General features: G+C 60.2%; 17 protein-coding genes. 10 read left to right on the forward strand and 7 right to left on the reverse strand.

Annotated elements, in window-relative coordinates; all coding sequences use genetic code 11:
- Positions 1-11 precede the first annotated feature (11 nt).
- From ACJ8QI_RS22865 to ACJ8QI_RS22875, 3 genes are all read right to left on the reverse strand, one after another.
- Positions 12-2,498 carry a fimbria/pilus outer membrane usher protein gene (locus ACJ8QI_RS22865; protein WP_084827083.1) on the reverse strand — a complete coding sequence of 829 codons (2,487 nt, stop codon included), beginning with the start codon at positions 2,496-2,498 and terminating at the stop codon, positions 12-14.
- 86 nt (positions 2,499-2,584) lie between these two features.
- Entirely contained in the window at positions 2,585-3,136 is a 552-nt protein-coding gene (locus tag ACJ8QI_RS22870; protein ID WP_060441410.1) for a fimbrial protein, read from the reverse strand.
- Positions 3,137-3,227: 91 nt separating this feature from the next.
- Entirely contained in the window at positions 3,228-3,758 is a 531-nt protein-coding gene (locus ACJ8QI_RS22875) for a fimbrial protein (protein ID WP_038871472.1), read from the reverse strand.
- Between the two features lie 757 nt (positions 3,759-4,515).
- On the opposite strand from ACJ8QI_RS22875, the gene ACJ8QI_RS22880 reads away from it, so the two are divergent.
- The 5 genes from ACJ8QI_RS22880 to fetB all read left to right on the forward strand — a co-directional run bounded on the left by ACJ8QI_RS22880 (position 4,516) and on the right by fetB (position 8,028).
- Positions 4,516-4,929, forward strand: a complete 414-nt coding sequence (locus ACJ8QI_RS22880; RefSeq protein WP_038871468.1) for a hypothetical protein — start codon at positions 4,516-4,518, stop codon at positions 4,927-4,929.
- Positions 4,930-4,958: 29 nt separating this feature from the next.
- Positions 4,959-6,065 (forward strand): FKBP-type peptidyl-prolyl cis-trans isomerase N-terminal domain-containing protein, encoded by a 1,107-nt coding sequence (locus ACJ8QI_RS22885; RefSeq protein ID WP_442533138.1) that lies wholly within the window; start codon positions 4,959-4,961, stop codon positions 6,063-6,065.
- A gap of 38 nt (positions 6,066-6,103) precedes the next feature.
- The gene (locus ACJ8QI_RS22890) at positions 6,104-6,391 is read left to right on the forward strand and encodes a FaeA/PapI family transcriptional regulator (protein WP_070913853.1); all 288 of its coding nucleotides are present in this window, start codon (positions 6,104-6,106) and stop codon (positions 6,389-6,391) included.
- Positions 6,392-6,581: 190 nt separating this feature from the next.
- Entirely contained in the window at positions 6,582-7,268 is a 687-nt protein-coding gene (gene fetA / locus ACJ8QI_RS22895; RefSeq protein WP_038871460.1) for an iron efflux ABC transporter ATP-binding subunit FetA, read from the forward strand.
- On the forward strand, positions 7,255-8,028 hold the full coding sequence (fetB, locus tag ACJ8QI_RS22900) for an iron efflux ABC transporter permease subunit FetB (RefSeq protein ID WP_442533139.1): 774 nt from the start codon (positions 7,255-7,257) through the stop codon (positions 8,026-8,028). The genes fetA and fetB overlap by 14 nt, the downstream gene beginning before the upstream one ends.
- A gap of 36 nt (positions 8,029-8,064) precedes the next feature.
- Here fetB and ACJ8QI_RS22905 read toward each other — a convergent pair whose 3' ends face one another.
- Positions 8,065-8,901, reverse strand: a complete 837-nt coding sequence (locus ACJ8QI_RS22905) for a TIM barrel protein (RefSeq protein ID WP_197757769.1) — start codon at positions 8,899-8,901, stop codon at positions 8,065-8,067.
- A 32-nt stretch (positions 8,902-8,933) separates the two neighbouring features.
- Entirely contained in the window at positions 8,934-10,376 is a 1,443-nt protein-coding gene (locus tag ACJ8QI_RS22910; protein WP_049202853.1) for a sugar porter family MFS transporter, read from the reverse strand.
- Between the two features lie 556 nt (positions 10,377-10,932).
- Here ACJ8QI_RS22910 and ACJ8QI_RS22915 point away from each other — a divergent pair.
- From ACJ8QI_RS22915 to ACJ8QI_RS22930, 4 genes are all read left to right on the forward strand, one after another.
- The gene (locus tag ACJ8QI_RS22915) at positions 10,933-12,438 is read left to right on the forward strand and encodes a CoA-acylating methylmalonate-semialdehyde dehydrogenase (protein WP_049202852.1); all 1,506 of its coding nucleotides are present in this window, start codon (positions 10,933-10,935) and stop codon (positions 12,436-12,438) included.
- A 77-nt stretch (positions 12,439-12,515) separates the two neighbouring features.
- On the forward strand, positions 12,516-13,337 hold the full coding sequence (iolB, locus tag ACJ8QI_RS22920; protein ID WP_033636349.1) for a 5-deoxy-glucuronate isomerase: 822 nt from the start codon (positions 12,516-12,518) through the stop codon (positions 13,335-13,337).
- Positions 13,338-13,511: 174 nt separating this feature from the next.
- Positions 13,512-13,781, forward strand: a complete 270-nt coding sequence (locus ACJ8QI_RS22925; protein WP_004930864.1) for a hypothetical protein — start codon at positions 13,512-13,514, stop codon at positions 13,779-13,781.
- A gap of 14 nt (positions 13,782-13,795) precedes the next feature.
- Positions 13,796-14,134 carry a type II toxin-antitoxin system RelE/ParE family toxin gene (locus tag ACJ8QI_RS22930; RefSeq protein ID WP_049202849.1) on the forward strand — a complete coding sequence of 113 codons (339 nt, stop codon included), beginning with the start codon at positions 13,796-13,798 and terminating at the stop codon, positions 14,132-14,134.
- Positions 14,135-14,152: 18 nt separating this feature from the next.
- Here the strand turns inward: ACJ8QI_RS22930 and ACJ8QI_RS22935 are convergent, their stop codons facing one another.
- Both ACJ8QI_RS22935 and ACJ8QI_RS22940 read right to left on the reverse strand, forming a co-directional pair.
- Positions 14,153-14,989, reverse strand: coding sequence for a MurR/RpiR family transcriptional regulator (locus ACJ8QI_RS22935; RefSeq protein ID WP_004930856.1), 837 nt, complete (start codon positions 14,987-14,989; stop codon positions 14,153-14,155).
- A gap of 203 nt (positions 14,990-15,192) precedes the next feature.
- Positions 15,193-17,124, reverse strand: coding sequence for a bifunctional 5-dehydro-2-deoxygluconokinase/5-dehydro-2-deoxyphosphogluconate aldolase (locus ACJ8QI_RS22940; RefSeq protein WP_442533140.1), 1,932 nt, complete (start codon positions 17,122-17,124; stop codon positions 15,193-15,195).
- Between the two features lie 545 nt (positions 17,125-17,669).
- On the opposite strand from ACJ8QI_RS22940, the gene iolD reads away from it, so the two are divergent.
- Positions 17,670-19,610: a 3D-(3,5/4)-trihydroxycyclohexane-1,2-dione acylhydrolase (decyclizing) gene (gene iolD / locus ACJ8QI_RS22945; RefSeq protein ID WP_442533141.1), complete on the forward strand. Its 1,941-nt coding sequence runs from the start codon at positions 17,670-17,672 to the stop codon at positions 19,608-19,610.
- Positions 19,611-19,638: the final 28 nt, after the last annotated feature.

Genomic DNA, 19,638 nt, shown 5'->3' on the forward strand with positions numbered 1-19,638 from the left:
AGCGTTACGGATTACAGGGTGGCGCACGGCAGCAGCAGCTGGTCCAGCGGCTTGGCGGCGCCCGGGATCACGATGCGGCAGCGGCGTTGGCCTTCCCAGGCGACGTCCAGCTTTTCCTCCGGCTGCACGCCGGTCAGGTAGACCGAACCGCCGTCGTTGACCACCGCGACCTCGCGGCCTTTCTCGCTCAGCACTGCGGCGCCGAACGGCGGTTCGCTGCCGTCCGCGAGGCGAATGGTGGCCAGCAGCTTGCTGCCTTTCACCACCTCGAAGTGGCGGTAGCCGATCGCGCCTTCGGTCAGCGTGCCTTGCACCACGGCGCGAGTGGCCTCAACGTCGTCCGCCAGCTTGTTGACGTCGATGCGAGTGTCGGTGTTGTAGTAGCTGGTGATGTCGGAAATCACCGCCAGCCCGAAACGGTTGCTGTAGGCGCGGCCGTTGTTGATCGGCACGCCGGCGATGCCGTCGGTGTCGAGCATCATGCGGCTGCCGCCGTTGCTCGAGTTCTGGTGCGCCGCGATACCGTGCCGGGTGGCGGTGAGGCCGCCGCGGAACGAGCCGCCGATCGACGAGTAGCTGTCCTGCTGGTAAGAGGCGCTGGCGTTCAGCGAGCCGAACGAAGCGTTATGGGTGTAGTACCCGCGCGCCAGCGATTTGCCGGACTGATTAAAGCCGCCGCTGACCTGCCAGGTATTGTCCGGATCGCTGTAGTCGTTGTACGACGCGGTCTGCGTGACATCGCCATTGTTGGTTTGCAGCGCATAACCGACGCGCCGGCGATCGCCGATCGGCACGGTGAAGTTGAGCATCACGCTGTCGTCGGTGCGGCCCTGGTAATAGGTGCGATAAGCCGACAGCGAGGCGGTGATGTTGCTGATATCGCCGACGCTGAACAGCTTGCTGGCCGACAGCCCGTAACGATCCTGAGTTCGCGCATCCCAATAGGTCTGGTGCGAGTAGGTCAGGTAGGCGGTGATCGCCTTGGCGCTGTCTTCCGCCATAAAGGTTTTGCTGGCGGTGATGGTGTACAGCTCTTTCTGACGGCCGTTGTAATTCTTGTCGTAATCGCCGTAACGCTCCTGCAGGTACTGCGACATGTTCATGAACTTGCGCTGTGAGAAGCGGTAGCCGGCGAAGGTGATCTGGCTGTTCAGCTCGTCGAAGCGTTTGGCGTAGTTGAGCTTGAACGACATGCCGCTGGCGGTCGGTTCGCCGGGCAGGCGGGCGATCGACTGGGTGACGTCCAGCGACATGGCGCCGAACACGTTCAGATCGCGGCCGAGGCCGAGCGCCCAGGCGTTATAGTCGCCGCCGAGCAGCGCGCCGCCGTACAGCGACCAGGCGTTACTCAGGCCCCAGGAGAAGTCGCTGGCGGAAAACAGCGGCCCCTGGGTGCGGTGGTCGTAGGCCGAGGTTTTGCCCAGCGCCACGTTGTAGCGCACGTAGCCCGGTCGGGTCAGGTACGGAATGGTGGCGGTATCCACCTGGAAGGTTGAGACGGTGCCGTCTTGCTCTTCCACCTTGACGTCCAGCTTGCCGCGCACCGAGCTGTTGAGATCCTGAATGGCGAACGGCCCGGCGGGCACGGTGGTTTCGTACAGCGTGCGGCCTTCCTGCGAGACGGTGATCTTGGCGTTGCTCTTGGCGATGCCGCGCACTTCCGGCGCGTAGCCCTGCAGGTTGGGCGGCAGCATGCGCTCGTCGCTGGCCAGGTTGAGGCCGGTGAAGCGATAGGCGTCGAACACCCCGGAGTCGAGGTAGATCTCGCCCAGCGTCAGCTTGGCGGCCTGCATCGGCAGCGCGCGATAGGCGTAGATCTGGTTCCAGTCGAAACCGGTGCTGCGATCGCCGGCCTGCTGATTGTAATTGGACTGGAAGTCCGCGCGCAGGCGCCAGGCGCCCAGGTTGGCGCCCAAGGTGCCGTAGCTGCTCAGGTTCTGGGCAGTGTTGTTGTTGTGGCTCTGCTTGCCTAGCTGGCCGCTGATGTTGTAATCCAGCAGCAGGCCGGGAATGCCGTCGTCCCACTGTTCGGGCGGCGTCCAGTCGGGATCGGAGTATTTCATCCACGCCTGTGGGATGGTGATCGCCAGCACGCCGCCGCCGATGCGATCGGAGACGGTCGCGCCTTTGATACCGCGAATGTCGGCGCACTGGTTGTCGTGCCACAGGGTGACTTTTTTGGCCGCTTCTTCTTTCAGCGCCATTTTTTCCACCAGGTCAGGCGGCAGGCACACCTGGCTGCCACTTTTGTTATCCGGCGACGGGAAATACTGAATGCTGCGCTGGGGCAGCGTTTTCTGGTTGATCTTGATGTCCAGCAAATAAGCGCCGGGCATGACGTAGTCGGCATCGGAGAAACGCGAAAGATCCACTTTGCTGCGCTCGCCGATGTCCAGAACGTCGGTATTGAACTCCGTGGCGGAAAATGCCGGACGCACCCAGAGGAAAGATAGAATGACGAGGAGAGGTAGGTGTTTCCGTGTCAGTAATGACGTCATAGCATAATCACTCATGGCAAGTCCGCGCCCAATAGCAGGTCATCCGTACGACCTGAATACGTAATGCTGTGCAGCGCCCGCCGGCGCTAGAGATAAGACAGGGTGAATTTGGCCAGAGAGCTGAAGCCGCCCGCCCGCGCCTTGTCGGGATGCAGGCGCAACTGCGCGCCGAAGCGCAGCGTGTTGTCGCCGGCGACAATCTGGTAATCCGCCGTCGTGCTGCCGAGCGGGATCGGGGTGCCGGCATCGGTCAACAGCTCGATAGCCACCCCCTTCGCCTCGCCGTAAACGCCCAGCAGAGAAGGATCCCGGCTGTCGGCGGTGCCGTCGAACGTGACGTTGGCCGCGCGATAGATGAAGTCAGGCTTCACCTGGCTGGCCAGCTCGCAGTTCACCAGTTTGATCGTGAAATGGCGGCGGCTGCCGATCAGCACCGACTGCCCGTCCTGCGAGGCGTCGCTCATGGAGATCAGCCCGAAATCGACGGTTTGATCCAGGCTGTCGCTGGCGATGCCGCACGGCGTTTCGACGATGGTGCCGCCCAGGCTGACTTTGCCGTGGCCCTGATTTTTCGCTGCCGCCGCCGCGTTGCCAGCGCTGAGCGCGATGAGCAACAGGCCGCAAAGGCGGATAGTCATACTGGCGTCTCCCTGTCTTTCCCTGTTCCCTTGCCGGTATCCTCGGCATGCAATAAAGCGGGGGATGCCCTGAGACATCCCCTGTGGGGTATTACAGGTAAGCCAAGGTGAAGTTCGCCACGCTGGTGAAGTCGCCCGGTACCACGGTGCTTGAGGCGCTGCTGCCCTGCAGGTAAGCGGCGAATTTCAGCGAGTTGTCGCCGTCGTTCAGGCCCTGGCCGTCGGTCGCGGTGCCCAGTTCCACTTCTTTGGAGTGCAGGTTGTCGTAGATCACGATGCCGGCGCCGGTTGCGGTGCCGCTCAGAGCCAGCAATTTGCTGTTGATCGGATCAGGCGTGCCGGTAAAGGTCACTTTGACGTTTTTCATGGTGGAGATGGAGCAATCTTTCAGTTCGATGTTGAAAGGCTGCATGCTGGATTTACCCTGGTTGGCCAGGATGCGGCTGCTGATCTGGCCCATTGGCACGGTCTGATCAACGGATTCCGGCGCGACGCTGCATGGCGCATCGATAATTTCGCCGGTAAAGGTGACTTTACCGCTGCCCTGATTAGATGCGGCATGAGCAACAGATGCGGAAGCGAAAGCAATCACGGTTGCCAGCATTAATTTATTCAGTTTCATTTCTCAGGTTCCTGTAGAGAGTTTTTAAATAAAAAGAACAGCACATCTAAATCCCCCGCGGCGGCAGCAACGCCATGTCGCCGGCCGTGCGGTTGGAGCCAGATCCTTTTGCTCTGGGCAATACGCCAACATCCGTTATTTATGAGAAATAACGAGATTTGGAAAATCGACAATGGATTTTCTGGTAAATAAAATACGAGTTTTATGTGTGGCGTGTTGCTGGGAATATTCTTGCAAATAATAGTATTGCTTGGAAATAGATTTTATTAAATTAAGTCAAATTCAGAATATAAAACCAAAAGGAAAAAGAAATATATTTGCTTTAAAATCAATAGATCGTATACAAATATTATCCAGTATAAATCACTATATAAATAACGATATGCGAGATATTAGATCGGGGGAAATAGGGGTGCACCTACAATTCACAATATTGTTTTGCTAATATCGCCCTTAGGCAGCAGAAGATGCATTTCTCTTTAGAAACAAAATATAAAACATAATTCATTGTTTTTATTATTGTTTCGTGGTTTTCTGTTCGCGAGTGATTGGGTTTCTTATTCGCGTTTAACCTGTATTTAGATCTGATTAATTAACAATTGAATAACAATTACACCGGTAGTGAATTATTCTATCGCATTGCGGTATAGGGATTTTTCGCTGTCTAACCCCTTTTGATTAATCAAATTAAGGCATGTGCCGCTGCCGTTCGCCACATAATGATGACCTAAGTGACAATTAAAGGATTATAAACGGAATGATAACGATGATTAATGCTTGTGGCGGACGCCGCAAGGTGGGATTGGCTATATTTTTGTTGTCTTTTATGGTGCTATCGGGCTGTGCGGACGGTAGCAAGACAAAACTGAATTCTGTGAAAAAACTTTCACAGAACAATCCTAATGATAAATCCGATGAACAACGCATCGCGCTTTGCCAACAACGGGTTAATTCGTTAAAGAATATTAATCCGCAAAGTTACCAAAAGCGCATTGCCTATTTTAACGGCCTGCTTTCCAACGCCTCGGGATATGCTGGGGTGCGCGGCAACGTGGATGAGAGTACCCGTAAAGCGATTGATGCTCTTTATCAATATAAAACCGAGAAATTCTGCGCCGACGTCGAGCATGAGCTGATGTCCGATCTGTCCAGCCGGGTTGAGAATCTGTAGCCATGAAGCGATGCGCGCAAGGATGGGCGATGGGCTTTTTGCTGTTGGCGGCGAACGGGGCCGCTTGCGCCGCCGACGACGGCATTCCCGCCCTGTTGAAGTTCGCTGAACAACGGCAGGCGCCGCCGGCCGCGCTCGGGGAAGACGCCGCGCGTAAACCGGCGCCCGCACCGGCCGCCAAATCGGCTGCCATCGCCGGGGCAGACGGCGTTCGTTTAACTTCACTGAAGCAGTCTTTGCAACAGCAGGCGGAGAAAATTCGTCAGTTGGAGCGGCAGTTAGCGGCGGCTCAGGCCGCGGCGGCGCCGAAACGGGAGCGGGCCGTCGTCGACATTCGGCCGCTGGCCGATGCCCTGAAGGGATTGCGGCAAGCCGTTGCGCCGGTGCCTGAGGTGGGCGCATTGGCCGCTTCGCTAACGCGGGCCGAACAGCGCAGCGCCAGGTTGGCGGAGCAGTTGGCGCAGCAGCAGCAGCGGATCGACACCTTGCTGGCCGAGCGGCAGCAGGCCACCGAACCGCCCTTGCTGGCCAGCGAGGCGGACAAACAGGCGTATGCCGCCGGCGTGTCTCTGGGGCGCGACATTGTGCATTTGCAGCAGGAGAACCGGCGCGCGGGGCTGGAGGCGGACAGCCGGCTGTTGCTGGCCGGCATCGCCGATACCCTGGCCGGGCGGTTGCGGCTGGATGAGGCCGCCATCGACAGCGCGTTGCGCACGGCGCAGCAGCGGTTGCAGCAGACGCAGGCGCCACCGCCACCGCGGGACGACAAAGCCTATCTGGCCGATTTCGCCCGTCAGGAGGGCGTCAAGCAGGATGCGCTCGGTTTCTACTACCGGGTGGACTATGCCGGCAATGGGGCGATTGGCGCCGACGATCGGGTGGATATCGTGGTGCGCGAAAGCCTGGTCGACGGCCGGGTGGTCAAAGATATGGAGTTGGCAGGGACGGTGATCTCGCAGCCGTTGACGCGCTATCCACCGCTGTTTCGCGCCGCTATCGAAAAGCTGCAGCGCCACGGCTCGATCACGCTGGTGGTGCCGCCGGCGCTGGCGTACGGCAAGCAGGGCAGCCCGCCGGCAATCCCCCCGGACGCCACCATGATTTATACCCTGCGCATCGCTGACGTGCAGCCGTGAGCGGGGGAGCTCAGCAGTAACCACTCAGGAGGAATGCTATGGCCAAGGCGCCGAAAACGTTTGAAAGCAGAAAATCGCTGATGCTGAATGTGTTGCAAGGATTGTGCAGGGAGCGTGTCGAAGGGTCAGGGGGCCACCATCCCCCGCCGGAGCAGTGGCCGAAGACGCGCGAGCTGGCGGATAAATGCGGCGAAAACATTTATACCACCCGAACCCTGCTGCTGGCGCTGGAAAAGGAGGGCAAGGTCCACTGCACCCACCGCAGCATCAACAATTCTCTACGCTGGTACAGCGGCGACGAACAGGCAGCGATAAAAAAAGAGTGATTCGACCCTGGCGGTCGCTTTTGACTATCTCTACAGCTAATCATTAATTAATCTTATCATTTGGCGGGGCATTTTGCTCCGCCAATCCTCCTTTCCGCTCTCTGCCATCCGCGCAGGCATTGCTAAGATGTTTTTTGCGGCCATATACTTATCGCTCAGACGGGAACAGGTGTAGGGAGCCGGCATCGTAATGAAGGAAAAGAAAGACATACTGAGATTGGATGATATTCATTATCAAATAGATAACCAGGTGATCCTGGACTCCGTCTCTTTCACGCTGGGTGAGGGCGAGTTCAAACTGATCACCGGGCCTTCCGGCTGCGGGAAAAGCACGCTGCTGAAAATCATCTCTTCCTTAATGGATCCGACCCGCGGGAGCCTCTATTTCGACGGCCAGGCGATCGCCGAGATGTCGCCTGAGGCGTATCGCAAGCAGGTTTCTTACTGCTTCCAGACGCCGGCGCTGTTCGGCAATACGGTTTATGACAATCTGGCGCTGCCCTACCAGATCCGTCAGCAGTCGCCGGATGAACGAAAAATGAAGGCCGATCTAACGCGTTTCGGGCTGCCGGAGGCGATGCTGACCAAAAGCATCAATGAGCTGTCCGGCGGAGAGAAGCAGCGCGTGTCCCTGATCCGCAACCTGCAGTTTATGCCCCGGGTGCTGCTGCTCGATGAGATCACCAGCGCGCTGGACGAGGAAAACAAACGCAACGTCAATGAGATAGTGCATCAGCTGGTGGCGGAGCACCGGCTGGCGGTGCTGTGGGTGACGCACGATACCGAAGAGATAGCGCATGCGGATGAGGTGATCACCCTGCGCGCGCACGGCGCCGAGCAACAGGAGCAACAGGAGCAACAGCATGAATCAGCATAACATCACCAACGAATCCTTAGGCTTGTCGATGATCCTGGTGGTGGTTGCCATCCTGATCAGCCACCGGGAAAAGCTGGCGCTGGAAAAAGATATTATCTGGAGCATCTGCCGCGCGGTGGTGCAGCTGATCATCGTCGGCTACGTGCTGAAGTATATTTTCGACCTGGATAACGCGCTGCTCACCGTGTTGATGGTGCTGTTCATCTGTTTTAACGCGGCCTACAACGCCAAGAAACGCAGCAAGTACGTCGAGCACGCGTTCGTGACGTCGTTTATCGCCATCACCACCGGCGCGGTGCTGACGCTGGCGGTGCTGGTCTTGACCGGCTCCATCGAATTTACGCCGATGCAGGTGATCCCCATCTCCGGGATGATCGCCGGTAACGCCATGGTGGCGGTGGGGCTGTGCTACACCAACCTCGGCCAGCGTTTCAAAAGCGAACAGCAGAAGATTCAGGAGATGCTCAGCCTGGGGGCGACGCCCAAGTTCGCTTCGGCGACGCTGATCCGCGACAGCATCCGCGCTTCGCTGATCCCGACCGTGGACTCGGCGAAAACCGTTGGGCTGGTTAGCCTGCCGGGCATGATGTCCGGGCTGATCTTCGCCGGCATCGACCCGGTGAAAGCGATCAAATACCAGATTATGGTGACCTTCATGCTGCTTTCTACCGCCAGCCTGTCGACCATCATCGCCTGCTATCTGGCCTACCGTAAGTTTTACAACGAGCGCCACCAGCTGGTGGTCGGCAACCTGAAGTAACGCCATGAAAAACGGCCTCCGCGGAGGCCGTTTTTTTTACCCTTGCAGCAGGGCAATGCTGTGGCGGATTTCCCGTTCGATATCCGCCTCGCTCCAGCTGTCCAGCTGCGAAGAGAAGGGCTCGAAGGCATAGACGCCGGTGTAGCCCAGGCGTTCCAGGTTCTGCACCTGGCGGCGGCTCTCCAGCCGATCGCCCTCGCTCAGCATGATGCGCTCTTCGTCGCTCAGCGCGCCTTTATCCCGCCCGTCTTCCACGCCGGACAGATGCACCAGGCCGATCTGCGCCACCTGGATTTGCGCATCGAAGTCGGCCTGCGTCACATCGCTCAGGTAGTGGTGGAAAGTATCGAGCACGATGCGGTACGGCGCGCCCGAATCGCGGATGAGCGCCTGAGTCAGCAGCGACGATCGCAGCGAACTGATGCCGAAGCCCAGCGGCTCGACGTACCCCTGCACGCCATAGCGCGCAAACAGCGGCGCCAGCAACCGCAATGCCGCGAGGGTGTCGTCGCGTTTTTGCTGCTCGCTGCGCTTGTCATCGGTGCTGCAGTGCGGGCACAGCACCAGCGCCCGGCTGTGGATGGCCTGCGCCTGCGCTAGCAACGCTTCGGCGCGCTGCAGCAGCGCCGCCGGGTCGTCTACCCGATTGAACATGCCAAGGGCGTTGATCGTGACGATCTCGATGCCGTATTGCGCGGCGAGCGCGTTGAGCTGCGCGTCGCTCAGATCGTCAGTTACCTTGCCGCTGGGCATGTCGTTGCGTAGCTCAACCTTGCTGAGCCCGCAGCGTTTCACCAGGCGGAAAAAACTGTCCAGATCGAGATTCGGCGCGATCTTGCGGTTAATGCAGAAGCGGTCCAGCGCAAGTGTCATGAGGCATTACTCCAGCGGTCAGGGTTGAGAGATCAGGATTTGCCGTTTTCCAGCGGCAGCGGCTTGCCGTCGGGCAGGGGGTGACGGTGGCGTTTGGCCAGCACCACCTGCTCCATTTTTTCCAGCGAGACGCCTTTGGTTTCCGGAATGTAGCGGCCGATGAACCAGTAGCTGAACAGGCAGCAGGCGGCGAAGATCCACATCGGGAAGGCGCCGTGGAAATGCGAGAACAGATACGGGTGGTCGTTGATCATCGGGAACGACTGCGACACCGCGAAGTTGGCGACCCACATGCAGCCGACGGCGATGCTCATCCCCTGCGCGCGCATGCGGTTCGGGAAGATTTCCGACACCAGCACCCAGGCGCCGACGCCCCAGGACAGCGCATAAAACACCATGAAGAACAGCATGCCGAACAGCGCGAAATAGCCGGTGGCCTGGGTGTAGAGCGCGTACGAGGTGAGCAGCAGGCCGGCGATGGCGCCCAGCGTGCCATAACGCATCAAGGGAATGCGGCCCATGCGATCCATCAGCATGGCGCCGATGACCGAACCGACCAGCTGCAGCACGCCGATCCAGATGGTCTGAAACAGCGCTTCCTGCGCGTTTTCGGTCACGGTTTTCAGCACCACCGGCGCGTAATACATCATTACGTTGACGCCGGTCACCTGCTGCAACATGGCGATCATGCAGCCGACGAACAGGATGAAACGTACCCGCACATCGCCGTAGTTCAGCTTCCGGTGCTGCTGCTGTTGATCCTGCTGCAGCGAGTCTTTGATTTCTTTCAACAGATTCTGCGCGTGGGCGGCGTTGGAGACCTTGGTCAACATCGCCAGCGCCTGATCGTCGCGCCCCATCATTACGTTCCAGCGCGGCGATTCAGGAATGACGAACACCAGGATGCAGAACAGAATGCAGGGGATTACGCCCGAGGCGAACATCCAGCGCCAGCCCATTTCCACCAGCCAGGCTTCGCTGGCGAGGCTGGCGATTTTGAAGTTGACGTAGAAAATCACGATCTGACCGAAGACGATGGCGAACTGCTGCATGCTGAGCGCGCGCCCGCGCATGTCTTTTGGCGACACTTCCGACATGTACATCGGCGACACGGTGGCGGCAATGCCGACCGCCAGCCCGCCGATGATGCGGTAGATGACGAACCAGGTGAAGGTCGGGGCCAAGGCCGCGCCCACGGCGGACACGGTGAACAGCAGCGCCGCCAGCATCAGCGCCTTTTTACGGCCCCAGCGCGCCGCCAGCGGCCCGGCGGCGAAGGCGCCGACCACGCAGCCGATCACCACGTTGGAGACCGCCCAACCGGTTTCGGCCGGGCTGAGACTGAAATAGGTTTTCAACGCTTCGATCGCGCCGGAGATCACGGCGGTATCGTAGCCGAACAGAATGCCGCCCAGGGCGGCGATGCCGCAAATTCGCAATATGTAGCCGGTATTGTGCTTACGCTGATATGACATGTGTTGCTCCGATTTTTATCCTGGCTTCCGTCCGCACGGTTGGGGTGTCGGGAAGAGGGCGAGCGGAAGGGTGTGAACCGTGCCTGTCATCAAGGCGATGTCGTCGATAAATGCTGGAACAAACAAGAACATTTATTTCATAATTAGTGAATAATGGAATATTGATTTTTAGATCCAGTTCAAAAAAAACCGTCGCGAGCGATTCGGGCATCTTGGGCGAACGGGGGCTGGCGGTAACGACGACAGGGCAGGCATAGCGCGGGTTTTCTGTAGCAAAGTCAGTGTGCATTACCCCGGATTTCTTCTCCGCCGTTGCGCTTTCCCTGGCACGGTAATGAAAGCGCCAACCGGATCGACACCGCAAAATTGCGACCTCACGCACTAAAAATAAATTTTCCAAAACAATTTATTTGAAACTTTTTTTTCAATGAAATAGAGTTTGCTGCATCCGGTCAGGATTTAGCCGGCTTGCCGACGGGGTTTGGCGAGCGGGATGATTAACGCCGCGCCGCCGGCGAGTGGCCAGGCGACAGCGGACTTGAAAAGAGGGCGTGACATGAAAACCGTGGGTAACTTTATTGGCGGGCAGGTGTGCCTGAGCAGCAGTAATCAAACCGTTGACGTGCACAACCCGGCCAGCGGGCAGGTTGAGCGGCGCGTCACGCAGAGCACCGCTGCCGAAGTCAAACAGGCCATCGACGTGGCCCATCGGGCGTTTGCCGACTGGTCGCGCACCACGCCGCTGCGCCGCGCGCGCATCATGTTCAATTTCAAGGCGCTGCTGGAACAGCACCGCGACGAGCTGGCCGAGCTTATCGTCAGCGAGCACGGCAAAGTGTACTCGGATGCGCTGGGCGAACTGACGCGCGGCATGGAAGTGGTCGAATTCGCCTGCGGCATCCCGCATCTGATCAAGGGCGAGTATTCGCCGGACGTCGGCAGCGGCGTCGACAGCTTCTCGCTGATGCAGCCGCTGGGCGTGGTGGCGGGCATTACCCCGTTCAACTTCCCGGCGATGGTGCCGATGTGGATGTTCCCTATCGCGCTGGCCTGCGGCAACACCTTCATCCTCAAGCCGCCGGCGCTGGTGCCTTCCGCCTCGGTGCGCCTGGCGGAGCTGCTGAAAGAAGCCGGCCTGCCGGACGGCGTGTTCAACGTGGTGCACTGCGCCAATGAAGACGCGGCGCAGCTGTGCACCGATCCGCGCATTCAGGCGGTGAGCTTCGTCGGCTCTTCCACCGTGGCGGAACATATCTACACCACCGCCAGTGCGCACGGCAAGCGGGTGCAGGCCTTCGGGGCGGCGAAGAACCAGGCGATCGTCATGCCGGACGCCGATCTGGACGCCACGGTTAACGCGCTGATGGGCGGCGCGTTCGGCTCCGCCGGCGAGCGCTGCATGGCGTTGCCGATCGCCGTGGTGGTCGGTGACGATACCGCCGACAAACTGATCGCCAAATTGAAGCCGCTGATCGCGCAGCTGCGCGTCGGGCCGGGCTTGCAGCAGGGCGGCGAAGAGAATGAAATGGGGCCGCTGGTGTCGTCCGCCCACCAGAAGAAGGTGCTGGGCTACATCGATCTGGGCGTGGAAGAAGGCGCGACCCTGGTGGCCGACGGCCGCAATTATCAGGTGCCGGGCTATCCTGAAGGCTACTACGTCGGCGGCACGCTGTTCGACCATGTGAAACCGAACATGCGCATCTACCGTGAAGAGATCTTCGGGCCGGTGCTGGGCATCGTGCGGGTGCCGGACTACCGTACCGCCATCGACACGGTGAACGGCCACGAGTTCGGCAACGGCAGCGCCATCTTTACCGGCAGCGGCCACTACGCGCGCCAGTTCGTGCAAGAAGTGCAGGCCGGGATGGTCGGCGTCAACGTGCCGGTGCCGGTGCCGATGGCGTTCCACAGCTTCGGCGGCTGGAAGCGCTCGGTGTTCGGCGCGCTGAACGTGCACGGCACCGACGGCGTGCGCTTCTACACGCGCATGAAGACCGCCACCGCGCGCTGGCCGGCCGGGCAGCAGACGGTGTCCGAATTCAGCATGCCGACGCTGGGTTAAGCGCTGTCATATTCAGGCCAGGCCGTTGCTCCTTCGGGGCAGCGGCCTTTGCACGAATCATTAACAGGAGAATCGAGATGTCTTCACTGCTTGCCAAATGTCAGACGCCGAACGCCGAAGGGCGCATCCAGCACGTGACGCCGGAAAATGCCGGTTGGCGCTATGTCGGCTTTGACGTTTATCGCCTGGCCGCCGGGCAGTCGCTTCAGCTTGAGTGCGGCGATAAGGAGCTGTGCCTGGTGCTGGTGGCCGGTATCGCCTCCGTCGCCACGCTGCGCGCCGAGTACCCGCATATCGGCAAACGCATGAGCCCGTTCGAGCGCACGCCGCCTTACGCGGTGTATGTGCCGCATCACGATCGCATCGACGTGCGGGCAGAAACCGATCTGGAGCTGGCGGTGTGCAGCGCGCCCGGCAGCGGCCACCTGCCCTCACGGCTGATCACGCCGGCGGATATCGGCGTGGAGCGGCGCGGCAAGGGGCGTAACCAGCGGTTGGTGCACAACATTCTGCCGGACAGCGAGCCGGCCGACAGCCTGCTGGTGGTGGAGGTTTACACCGACGAGGGCAACACCAGTTCCTACCCGAGCCACAAGCACGATCGGGAAGACTCGCCGGACGAAACCTATCTCGAAGAGACGTATTATCACCGCATTCAGCCGGAGCAGGGGTTCTGCATGCAGCGTGTCTATACCGACGATCGCACGCTCGACGAGTGCATGCCGGTCTACAATCGCGACGTGGTGAAAGTGCCGCGCGGTTATCACCCGGTGGCGACCCTGGCAGGCTACGACAACTATTATCTCAACGTGATGGCCGGGCCGGTGCGGCAGTGGAAATTCACCTGGGAAAAAGACCACGCCTGGATTAACGGCGACGGCTATCCCGCCGCGCAATAAGCGCTTGAGGCCCGGCTTGCCGGGCTTTCTTTTTATCAGGGTATAAATTTGACCTAAATTTGCCCTCCATCTTGTTCAAATGATAACCTGTCCGCACGCGATCGCTCCCCGGCTGAGTGAATCCAAAGAACCGCTGTGATACAGCGTGATTGCCTATGCGCAGGAGGAAAAACCATGACGACTACCATGTCCCAAAAAGCGGCGCGAGAAGGATTAGGTTCGCCCGATCTGTTTGAAGGCGGGGTTTACGTCACAAAAAATGGTGTTGCCGAGCTGTTTGTGCAAACGGCGGCTGAGAGAGAGGCCGAAATTCGGGAACGCAATCTGGAGCGCCAGTCCAACGCGTTGCTGAAACTGACTATGATGGCGAAGCAAGAGATTAAAAATCAGCGCGGTCTGTCGCCCGAAGAAACGTTGCAGCGGCTGCGCGACGCGCGGAAATAGGCCCGAGGTGCAGGATGCCCAAGGAAATACGTTTTACCGTCGCGCCGGCGGCGGAATGGAGCCTGAAAGACATCGAGTCTTACAAGAGCGGAACGATAGGGGCCGCCGCAGCCGGGGTGTTCGTGGACAATCTGTTGTTATCGTCTCTTGCGGCAATTGCCGACGATCCTGCCCGCTACCGCTTCAACGCCGTGCTGGCGGGCATGGGGGTACGGTTGCACGAGCGATTGGATCCCGATAGCGAATACCGCGTCATCTATGACTACGACGGCCAGACGGTGGAGATTCTGCTTTTCATCAGCATGAAGCAGGATCTGGAAAGCGCGCTCTACCGCTATTTGTTGCTGCAATAATCCTGCCGCGCCCGAGCCTTACTCGTCCCGGGCGTTATTCAGCGCCAGCGAGACCGCCAGCGTCTGCGCCAGGCACATCGAAGCCACCTGCGAGCGGAACCCATCCACCTGCGCTTCGCGCACCACGAAACAGACGTCGCTGAAGGCGGCCAGCGGGCTGACCTGGCTGTCGGTGATGGCGATCTGTTGCGCGCCGCGCTTGGCGCCCAGTTCCACCAGTTCCACCGCCTCGCGGGCGTACGGCGAATAGCTGATGGCGATCACCACGTCCTTCGGTTTCACCATGCTCAGCTGTTCGGTGAACATGCCGCCCAGGCCGTCGATCAGAAACGCGCGGCGCTCCAGATGGCGCAGCGCATAGGTGAGATAGGAGGCGACGCTGAACGAACGGCGCAGGCCGATCACGTAGATATTTTCGGCGTTGTTGAGCAACTCGACGGCGCGATCCAGCTGCTCGGGGGCGATCTGCATCGCCAGCTGCTGCAGCGCCTGCGCGTTGACCATGGTGAATACGTTGAGAATTTCCGCCGGTTTCTCCGGCGCGACGTTGTCGTCGGTGGAGGTTTGGCGGAACAGGCGCGCGCGTTCGGTATAGTTCACCGTCTCTTCCATCAGATGCTGACGGAACACCTGCTTCATTTCGTTGAAGCCGCTGAAGCCGAAGGCGTTGGCGAAACGGATCAGGGTGGAAGGCGGTACGCTGGCCTGTGCGGCGATGGAGGCAACGGTATCGAAAGCGATGCTGTTACTGTTATCCAAAATATAGCGCGCCACCTGCTTCAAACGCTTGCTCAGCGTTTCATAACGGTGGCGAATCTCGTCCTGTAACAGCGAAAGTTGAGTTGGGTTGTTCATCCATTCGGCTCGCAGTGGGGTGAAGGCGCATTGGCCTGACGCCTGAAATATTGACAGGGTATTTTAACAGACGGAGCGGAAATTTCATTTCCTCAAAAAGCGATTTATTCGATCGCACATTGCGCGACTTCACAGAAGAGGGGCAAAAAAATCCCCTTAAAGCGGCGAAATGGCCTTAAGGGGACGTGAACTCGCGCTCGCTGTCAGTGCGCACCGCTCGCCTGCGGACGGTACTGGCGCCAGAAACCGATCAGCGTCAGGTATTTTTGTTTCACCTGCTCGATCAGGACCGCGTCGTCGATTTCATCCTGCAGCCAGCGGCGCGAAGGCTGGCCGAAGATGGTGCGGCCGACGGCGAAACCTTTCACCCAGCGCGCATCCGCAGCGGCGGCAAAGCCCGCCTTCAGCACCGCTTCCGGGGAGTCGAGCCCCAGGATCAGCACGCCGCGGCAGAAGGGATCGTAGGTATCGATCAGCGCACCGACCCGCTGCCAGTTTTCCGCGCTCAGCGGCGGCAGTTTCCACCAGTCCGGCTGAATGCCCAACCGGTAGAAGTGTTCAATCATCTCCAGGTAATGGCGTTCGTCCTTGTCGGGGTTGTTGTCCGGCAGGATCACTTCCAGCAGCAGCTCGTGGCCGGATTTGCAGCAGCCGCGGTAGACGTCGGCGATCAGCGCATCCTGCTCGCGGCGCAGTTCCGCCGCGTCGTGCGGGTGATAAAACACCAGGCACTTCACCACGTGCTCCTGCGGCCAGTCGATCAATTGCGAGCCGATATTGCCGTGCTCCAGGCGCAGCGGGCGCGAGCTGGGCAGCTCCACCGGCCGGCCGATCCACCATCCCTGGCCGGTGATCTCGTTCAACGCCGCCTGCCCGTAGGTGGTGTCGGCCAGAATGCCGCTGTTGCCGTTGAGCCCGGCCTGCGCGGCAGCCTGTTGCGCCGCGGTGAGCAGCAGGGTTTTCAGGCGCGGAATGCGTTCCTCGCCGACGCCGGCTTCGCGCGCCATGTCCGCCAGCTGCTTGCGGTGATCGAAGGCGAACACGCACAGCTCTGGCCATTGCTGCTTGCGGGTGGTCACCCGGTGCAGGTGGTTTAGGCGTGCGTCGCGGTCCGGGCGCGTGACCTGTTGTTCACGCTGCAGATAGTCATCCAGCTCCCGCTTGGTCGGCATGGCCGGCGCGCAGCCATGGCGCGACACCACCAATGCGCCGCAGGCGTTGGCGTAGCGGCAGGCTTGATCCCAGCCCTCATCGTTGAGGTAGCCGCGCAGCAGGCCGGACATAAAGGCGTCGCCGGCCCCCAGCACGTTCAGCACTTCAACCCGCACGCCGGTGTGCAGCTTCACCTGCGCCCAGTCGTCGGGGATTTCGCCTTCGAACACCGAGCAGCCCTGCGCGCCGCGCTTGCACACCAGCGTGGCCGCCGTGGCCCGGCGCACGTTTTTCAGCGCCGTCAGCGTGTCGGTGCTGCCGCCGGCGATATGAAACTCTTCTTCGGTGCCGACGATCAGATCGAAATGGTGCAGCACCTCCTGCAGCTCGCGCGTGACCTGGTCCGATTCCACAAAGCGGGTTTCGCCGTCGCCCAGCGACGTCAGCCCCCACAGCACCGGGCGGTAATCGATGTCCAGGGCGGTGCGCAGACCGTGGCGGCGCGCGTATTCCAGCGCCTTCAGCACCGCGGCGCGGGTGTTCGGGTGCGACAGGTGCGTGCCGGTGATGGCCAGCGCGCGCGAGGAAGCGATGTAGGCCTCGTCGATGTCGTCCGGCGTCAGCGCCATGTCCGCGCAGTTTTCGCGGTAGAAGATCAGCGGGAAAGTTTCCTGATCCTTGATGCCGAGGATCACCAGGCCGGTTAATCGTTGCTTGTCGGTGATGAGGCAGCGGGTATCGGCCCCGACGCGCTGCAGCTCTTCACGCAGAAAGCGGCCCATGTGCTCGTCGCCGACGCGCGCCAGCATGCCGGATTTTAACCCCTGAATGGCGGTGCCGTAGGCCACGTTGCCGGAAGAGCCGCCGAGGTACTTGGCGAATGTGCCGGCGTCTTCCAGCCGCGCGCCGATCTGCTGAGCATAGAAATCGACGGCGATGCGCCCGAGACAAATGACATCAAGCTGTTTTTCTTGTGTAGCCATACCCGTTTCCTTCTGTTTAAGCAAAACTCCGGCGGCGGCCCGAGCGTGGCGCCCTGCAGGAAGCATGTGGACAGTATGGGGAATGAAAATTTCAATTTCAATATAGAATGAAATTTACACCCCAAAAATGTGATGCATTTAAAACATCGGTAAGGGGCTGGAAAAGGCGGTGAAACGGCCACGGAAGGGCGGCCAGGCGCGCGCTGAAAAGGAGTGCGAGGACAGGATAAAAGGCTGTCATCCTGAGTGCTGACGGTGGTCACCCGCCACTGCGCGGTGCGAAGTCAGCGAAGGCTGAAGCACGAGATGAAACGGGCTTTTCATGCAATATGCGATCTTTATCGCAAAATGAAATGTTTCTTCTGTAATGTGATTTTATGAAAAATATATTTGTTTATAATCGCTTCACGTTTCAGGTTGTCGACTTCGTGAGCAGCGGGCATCGCCTGCTCAAGATAATAGCTGCCGCCGCGTAACACAAACACGGGATTGTCGGCTCGGCGCGAGCCCTTTCCGGGGCGGCCCTCAATCTAAAGGGTGAGTAAATGGGCAAGATCAGGCTAACCATGGCGCAGGCGCTCGTCAGATTTCTCGATAACCAGTATCTGCTGGCCGACGGCGTGGAAACCAAATTCGTCGCGGGCATTTTCGCGATTTTCGGCCACGGCAACGTGCTGGGGCTGGGGCAAGCGCTGGAACAGGATAGCGGCGAGCTGCGGGTACATCAGGGCCGCAACGAGCAGGGCATGGCCCACGCGGCGATCGGCTTCGCCAAACAGAAGCTGCGCCGGCAGATCTACGCCTGCACCTCATCGGTCGGCCCCGGCGCCGCCAACCTGATCACCGCCGCGGCCACCGCCACCGCCAACCGCATTCCTTTATTGCTGCTGCCGGGCGACGTTTACGCTTCCCGCCAGCCGGATCCGGTGCTGCAGCAAATCGAGCAGCCTTACGATCTCAGCATCAGCACCAACGACGCGTTCCGCGCGGTGAGCAAATACTGGGATCGCATCGTGCGGCCGGAGCAGCTGATGAGCGCCTGCATCAACGCGATGCGCGTGCTGACCGATCCGGCGGATACCGGCGCGGTGACGCTGTGCCTGCCGCAGGACGTGCAGGGTGAAGCCTACGACTATCCCGACTATTTCTTCCATAAACGCGTGCATCGGCTCGATCGCCGACCGGCGACCGACGGCATGTTGGCGGACGCGCTGGCGCTGCTGACCGCCAAGCGCAAACCGCTGCTGGTGTGCGGCGGCGGCGTGAAATACTCGCAGGCCGGGCGGGCGCTGCGCGAATTTGCCGAGCGCTTCGGCATTCCGTTTGCCGAAACCCAGGCCGGCAAAGGCACGGTGCCGAGCGACCATGAATTCAACCTCGGTGGCATCGGGGAAACCGGCTGCCTGGCGGCCAACACGTTGGCCCGGCAGGCCGATCTGGTGATCGGCGTCGGTACCCGTTACACCGATTTCACCACCTCATCCAAATGGCTGTTCCAACACCCGGACGTCAGCTTCCTCAATATCAACGTCAGCGCCTTTGACGCCGGCAAGCTCGACGGCGTGCAGGTGCTGGCGGACGCCCGCGAGGCTCTGAACGCATTGGGCGCGCTGCTGGCGCAGGCTGACTACCGCGCCGGCTGGGGCGACGCCATCGCTGCGGCGCGCGGTGCCCAGCGTGAAGAGACCGCGCGTGTTTACGCGGTGGAATACGGCGGCGCGGGTTTTGTACCGGAGATCGACGATCACCTCGATCGCGAGCGGGTGTTCGCCGAATTTATCGCCCAGACCGATTCCGCGCTGACCCAGAGCCGCGTGCTGGGGGTGTTGAACCGCGAGCTGCCGGCGGACAGCGTGATCGTCGCCGCCGCCGGCAGCCTGCCGGGCGATCTGCAGCGGGTGTGGCACAACCGCGGCGAGCACGGCTACCACGTGGAATACGGTTACTCCTGCATGGGGTACGAGGTGAACGCCGCGCTGGGGGTCAAGCTGGCCGAGCCGCAGCGCGAGGTGTACGCAATGGTGGGCGACGGCGCGTTCATGATGCTGCATTCCGAACTGGTCACCTCGATTCAGGAAGGCTGCAAGATCAACGTGGTGCTGTTCGACAACATGACCAACGGCTGCATCAACAACCTGCAGATGGAACACGGCATGGACAGCTACACCACCGAATTCCGCTTCCGCAATCCAGAGGGCGGCAAGCTCGACGGCAAGCTGGTGCCGGTCGATTTCGCCATGCTGGCGGCGGCTTACGGCTGTAAAACCTATCGGGTCACCACCGAGCAGCAGCTGCTCGACGCGCTGGCCGACGCCCGCAGGCAAACCGTGTCCACGCTGCTGGACATCAAGGTGTTGCCGAAGACCATGGTGCACAAGTATCTCAGCTGGTGGCGCGTGGGCGGCGCTCAGGTGGCCGACAGCGAGAAAATCGTCGAAGTGGCGCGCAAGCTGCAGGAAAACATCGATAAGGCGCGCGATTACTGATTCGTTTTCATACATAAATCTCGAGGGT

The organism is Serratia sp. CY84636, assembly GCF_052166245.1.
In the GTDB taxonomy this organism is placed as follows: Bacteria; Pseudomonadota; Gammaproteobacteria; order Enterobacterales; family Enterobacteriaceae; genus Serratia; species Serratia nevei.

What these genes read in the sequence shown, in the direction of transcription:
- ACJ8QI_RS22865 (WP_084827083.1), bottom strand. Translation starts at nt 2,498, where the DNA reads ATGACGTCATTACTGACACGGAAACACCTACCTCTCCTCGTCATTCTA.
- ACJ8QI_RS22870 (WP_060441410.1), bottom strand. Translation starts at nt 3,136, where the DNA reads ATGACTATCCGCCTTTGCGGCCTGTTGCTCATCGCGCTCAGCGCTGGC.
- ACJ8QI_RS22875 (WP_038871472.1), bottom strand. Translation starts at nt 3,758, where the DNA reads ATGAAACTGAATAAATTAATGCTGGCAACCGTGATTGCTTTCGCTTCC.
- ACJ8QI_RS22880 (WP_038871468.1), top strand. Translation starts at nt 4,516, where the DNA reads ATGATAACGATGATTAATGCTTGTGGCGGACGCCGCAAGGTGGGATTG.
- ACJ8QI_RS22885 (WP_442533138.1), top strand. Translation starts at nt 4,959, where the DNA reads ATGGGCTTTTTGCTGTTGGCGGCGAACGGGGCCGCTTGCGCCGCCGAC.
- ACJ8QI_RS22890 (WP_070913853.1), top strand. Translation starts at nt 6,104, where the DNA reads ATGGCCAAGGCGCCGAAAACGTTTGAAAGCAGAAAATCGCTGATGCTG.
- fetA (WP_038871460.1), top strand. Translation starts at nt 6,582, where the DNA reads ATGAAGGAAAAGAAAGACATACTGAGATTGGATGATATTCATTATCAA.
- fetB (WP_442533139.1), top strand. Translation starts at nt 7,255, where the DNA reads ATGAATCAGCATAACATCACCAACGAATCCTTAGGCTTGTCGATGATC.
- ACJ8QI_RS22905 (WP_197757769.1), bottom strand. Translation starts at nt 8,901, where the DNA reads ATGACACTTGCGCTGGACCGCTTCTGCATTAACCGCAAGATCGCGCCG.
- ACJ8QI_RS22910 (WP_049202853.1), bottom strand. Translation starts at nt 10,376, where the DNA reads ATGTCATATCAGCGTAAGCACAATACCGGCTACATATTGCGAATTTGC.
- ACJ8QI_RS22915 (WP_049202852.1), top strand. Translation starts at nt 10,933, where the DNA reads ATGAAAACCGTGGGTAACTTTATTGGCGGGCAGGTGTGCCTGAGCAGC.
- iolB (WP_033636349.1), top strand. Translation starts at nt 12,516, where the DNA reads ATGTCTTCACTGCTTGCCAAATGTCAGACGCCGAACGCCGAAGGGCGC.
- ACJ8QI_RS22925 (WP_004930864.1), top strand. Translation starts at nt 13,512, where the DNA reads ATGACGACTACCATGTCCCAAAAAGCGGCGCGAGAAGGATTAGGTTCG.
- ACJ8QI_RS22930 (WP_049202849.1), top strand. Translation starts at nt 13,796, where the DNA reads ATGCCCAAGGAAATACGTTTTACCGTCGCGCCGGCGGCGGAATGGAGC.
- ACJ8QI_RS22935 (WP_004930856.1), bottom strand. Translation starts at nt 14,989, where the DNA reads ATGAACAACCCAACTCAACTTTCGCTGTTACAGGACGAGATTCGCCAC.
- ACJ8QI_RS22940 (WP_442533140.1), bottom strand. Translation starts at nt 17,124, where the DNA reads ATGGCTACACAAGAAAAACAGCTTGATGTCATTTGTCTCGGGCGCATC.
- iolD (WP_442533141.1), top strand. Translation starts at nt 17,670, where the DNA reads ATGGGCAAGATCAGGCTAACCATGGCGCAGGCGCTCGTCAGATTTCTC.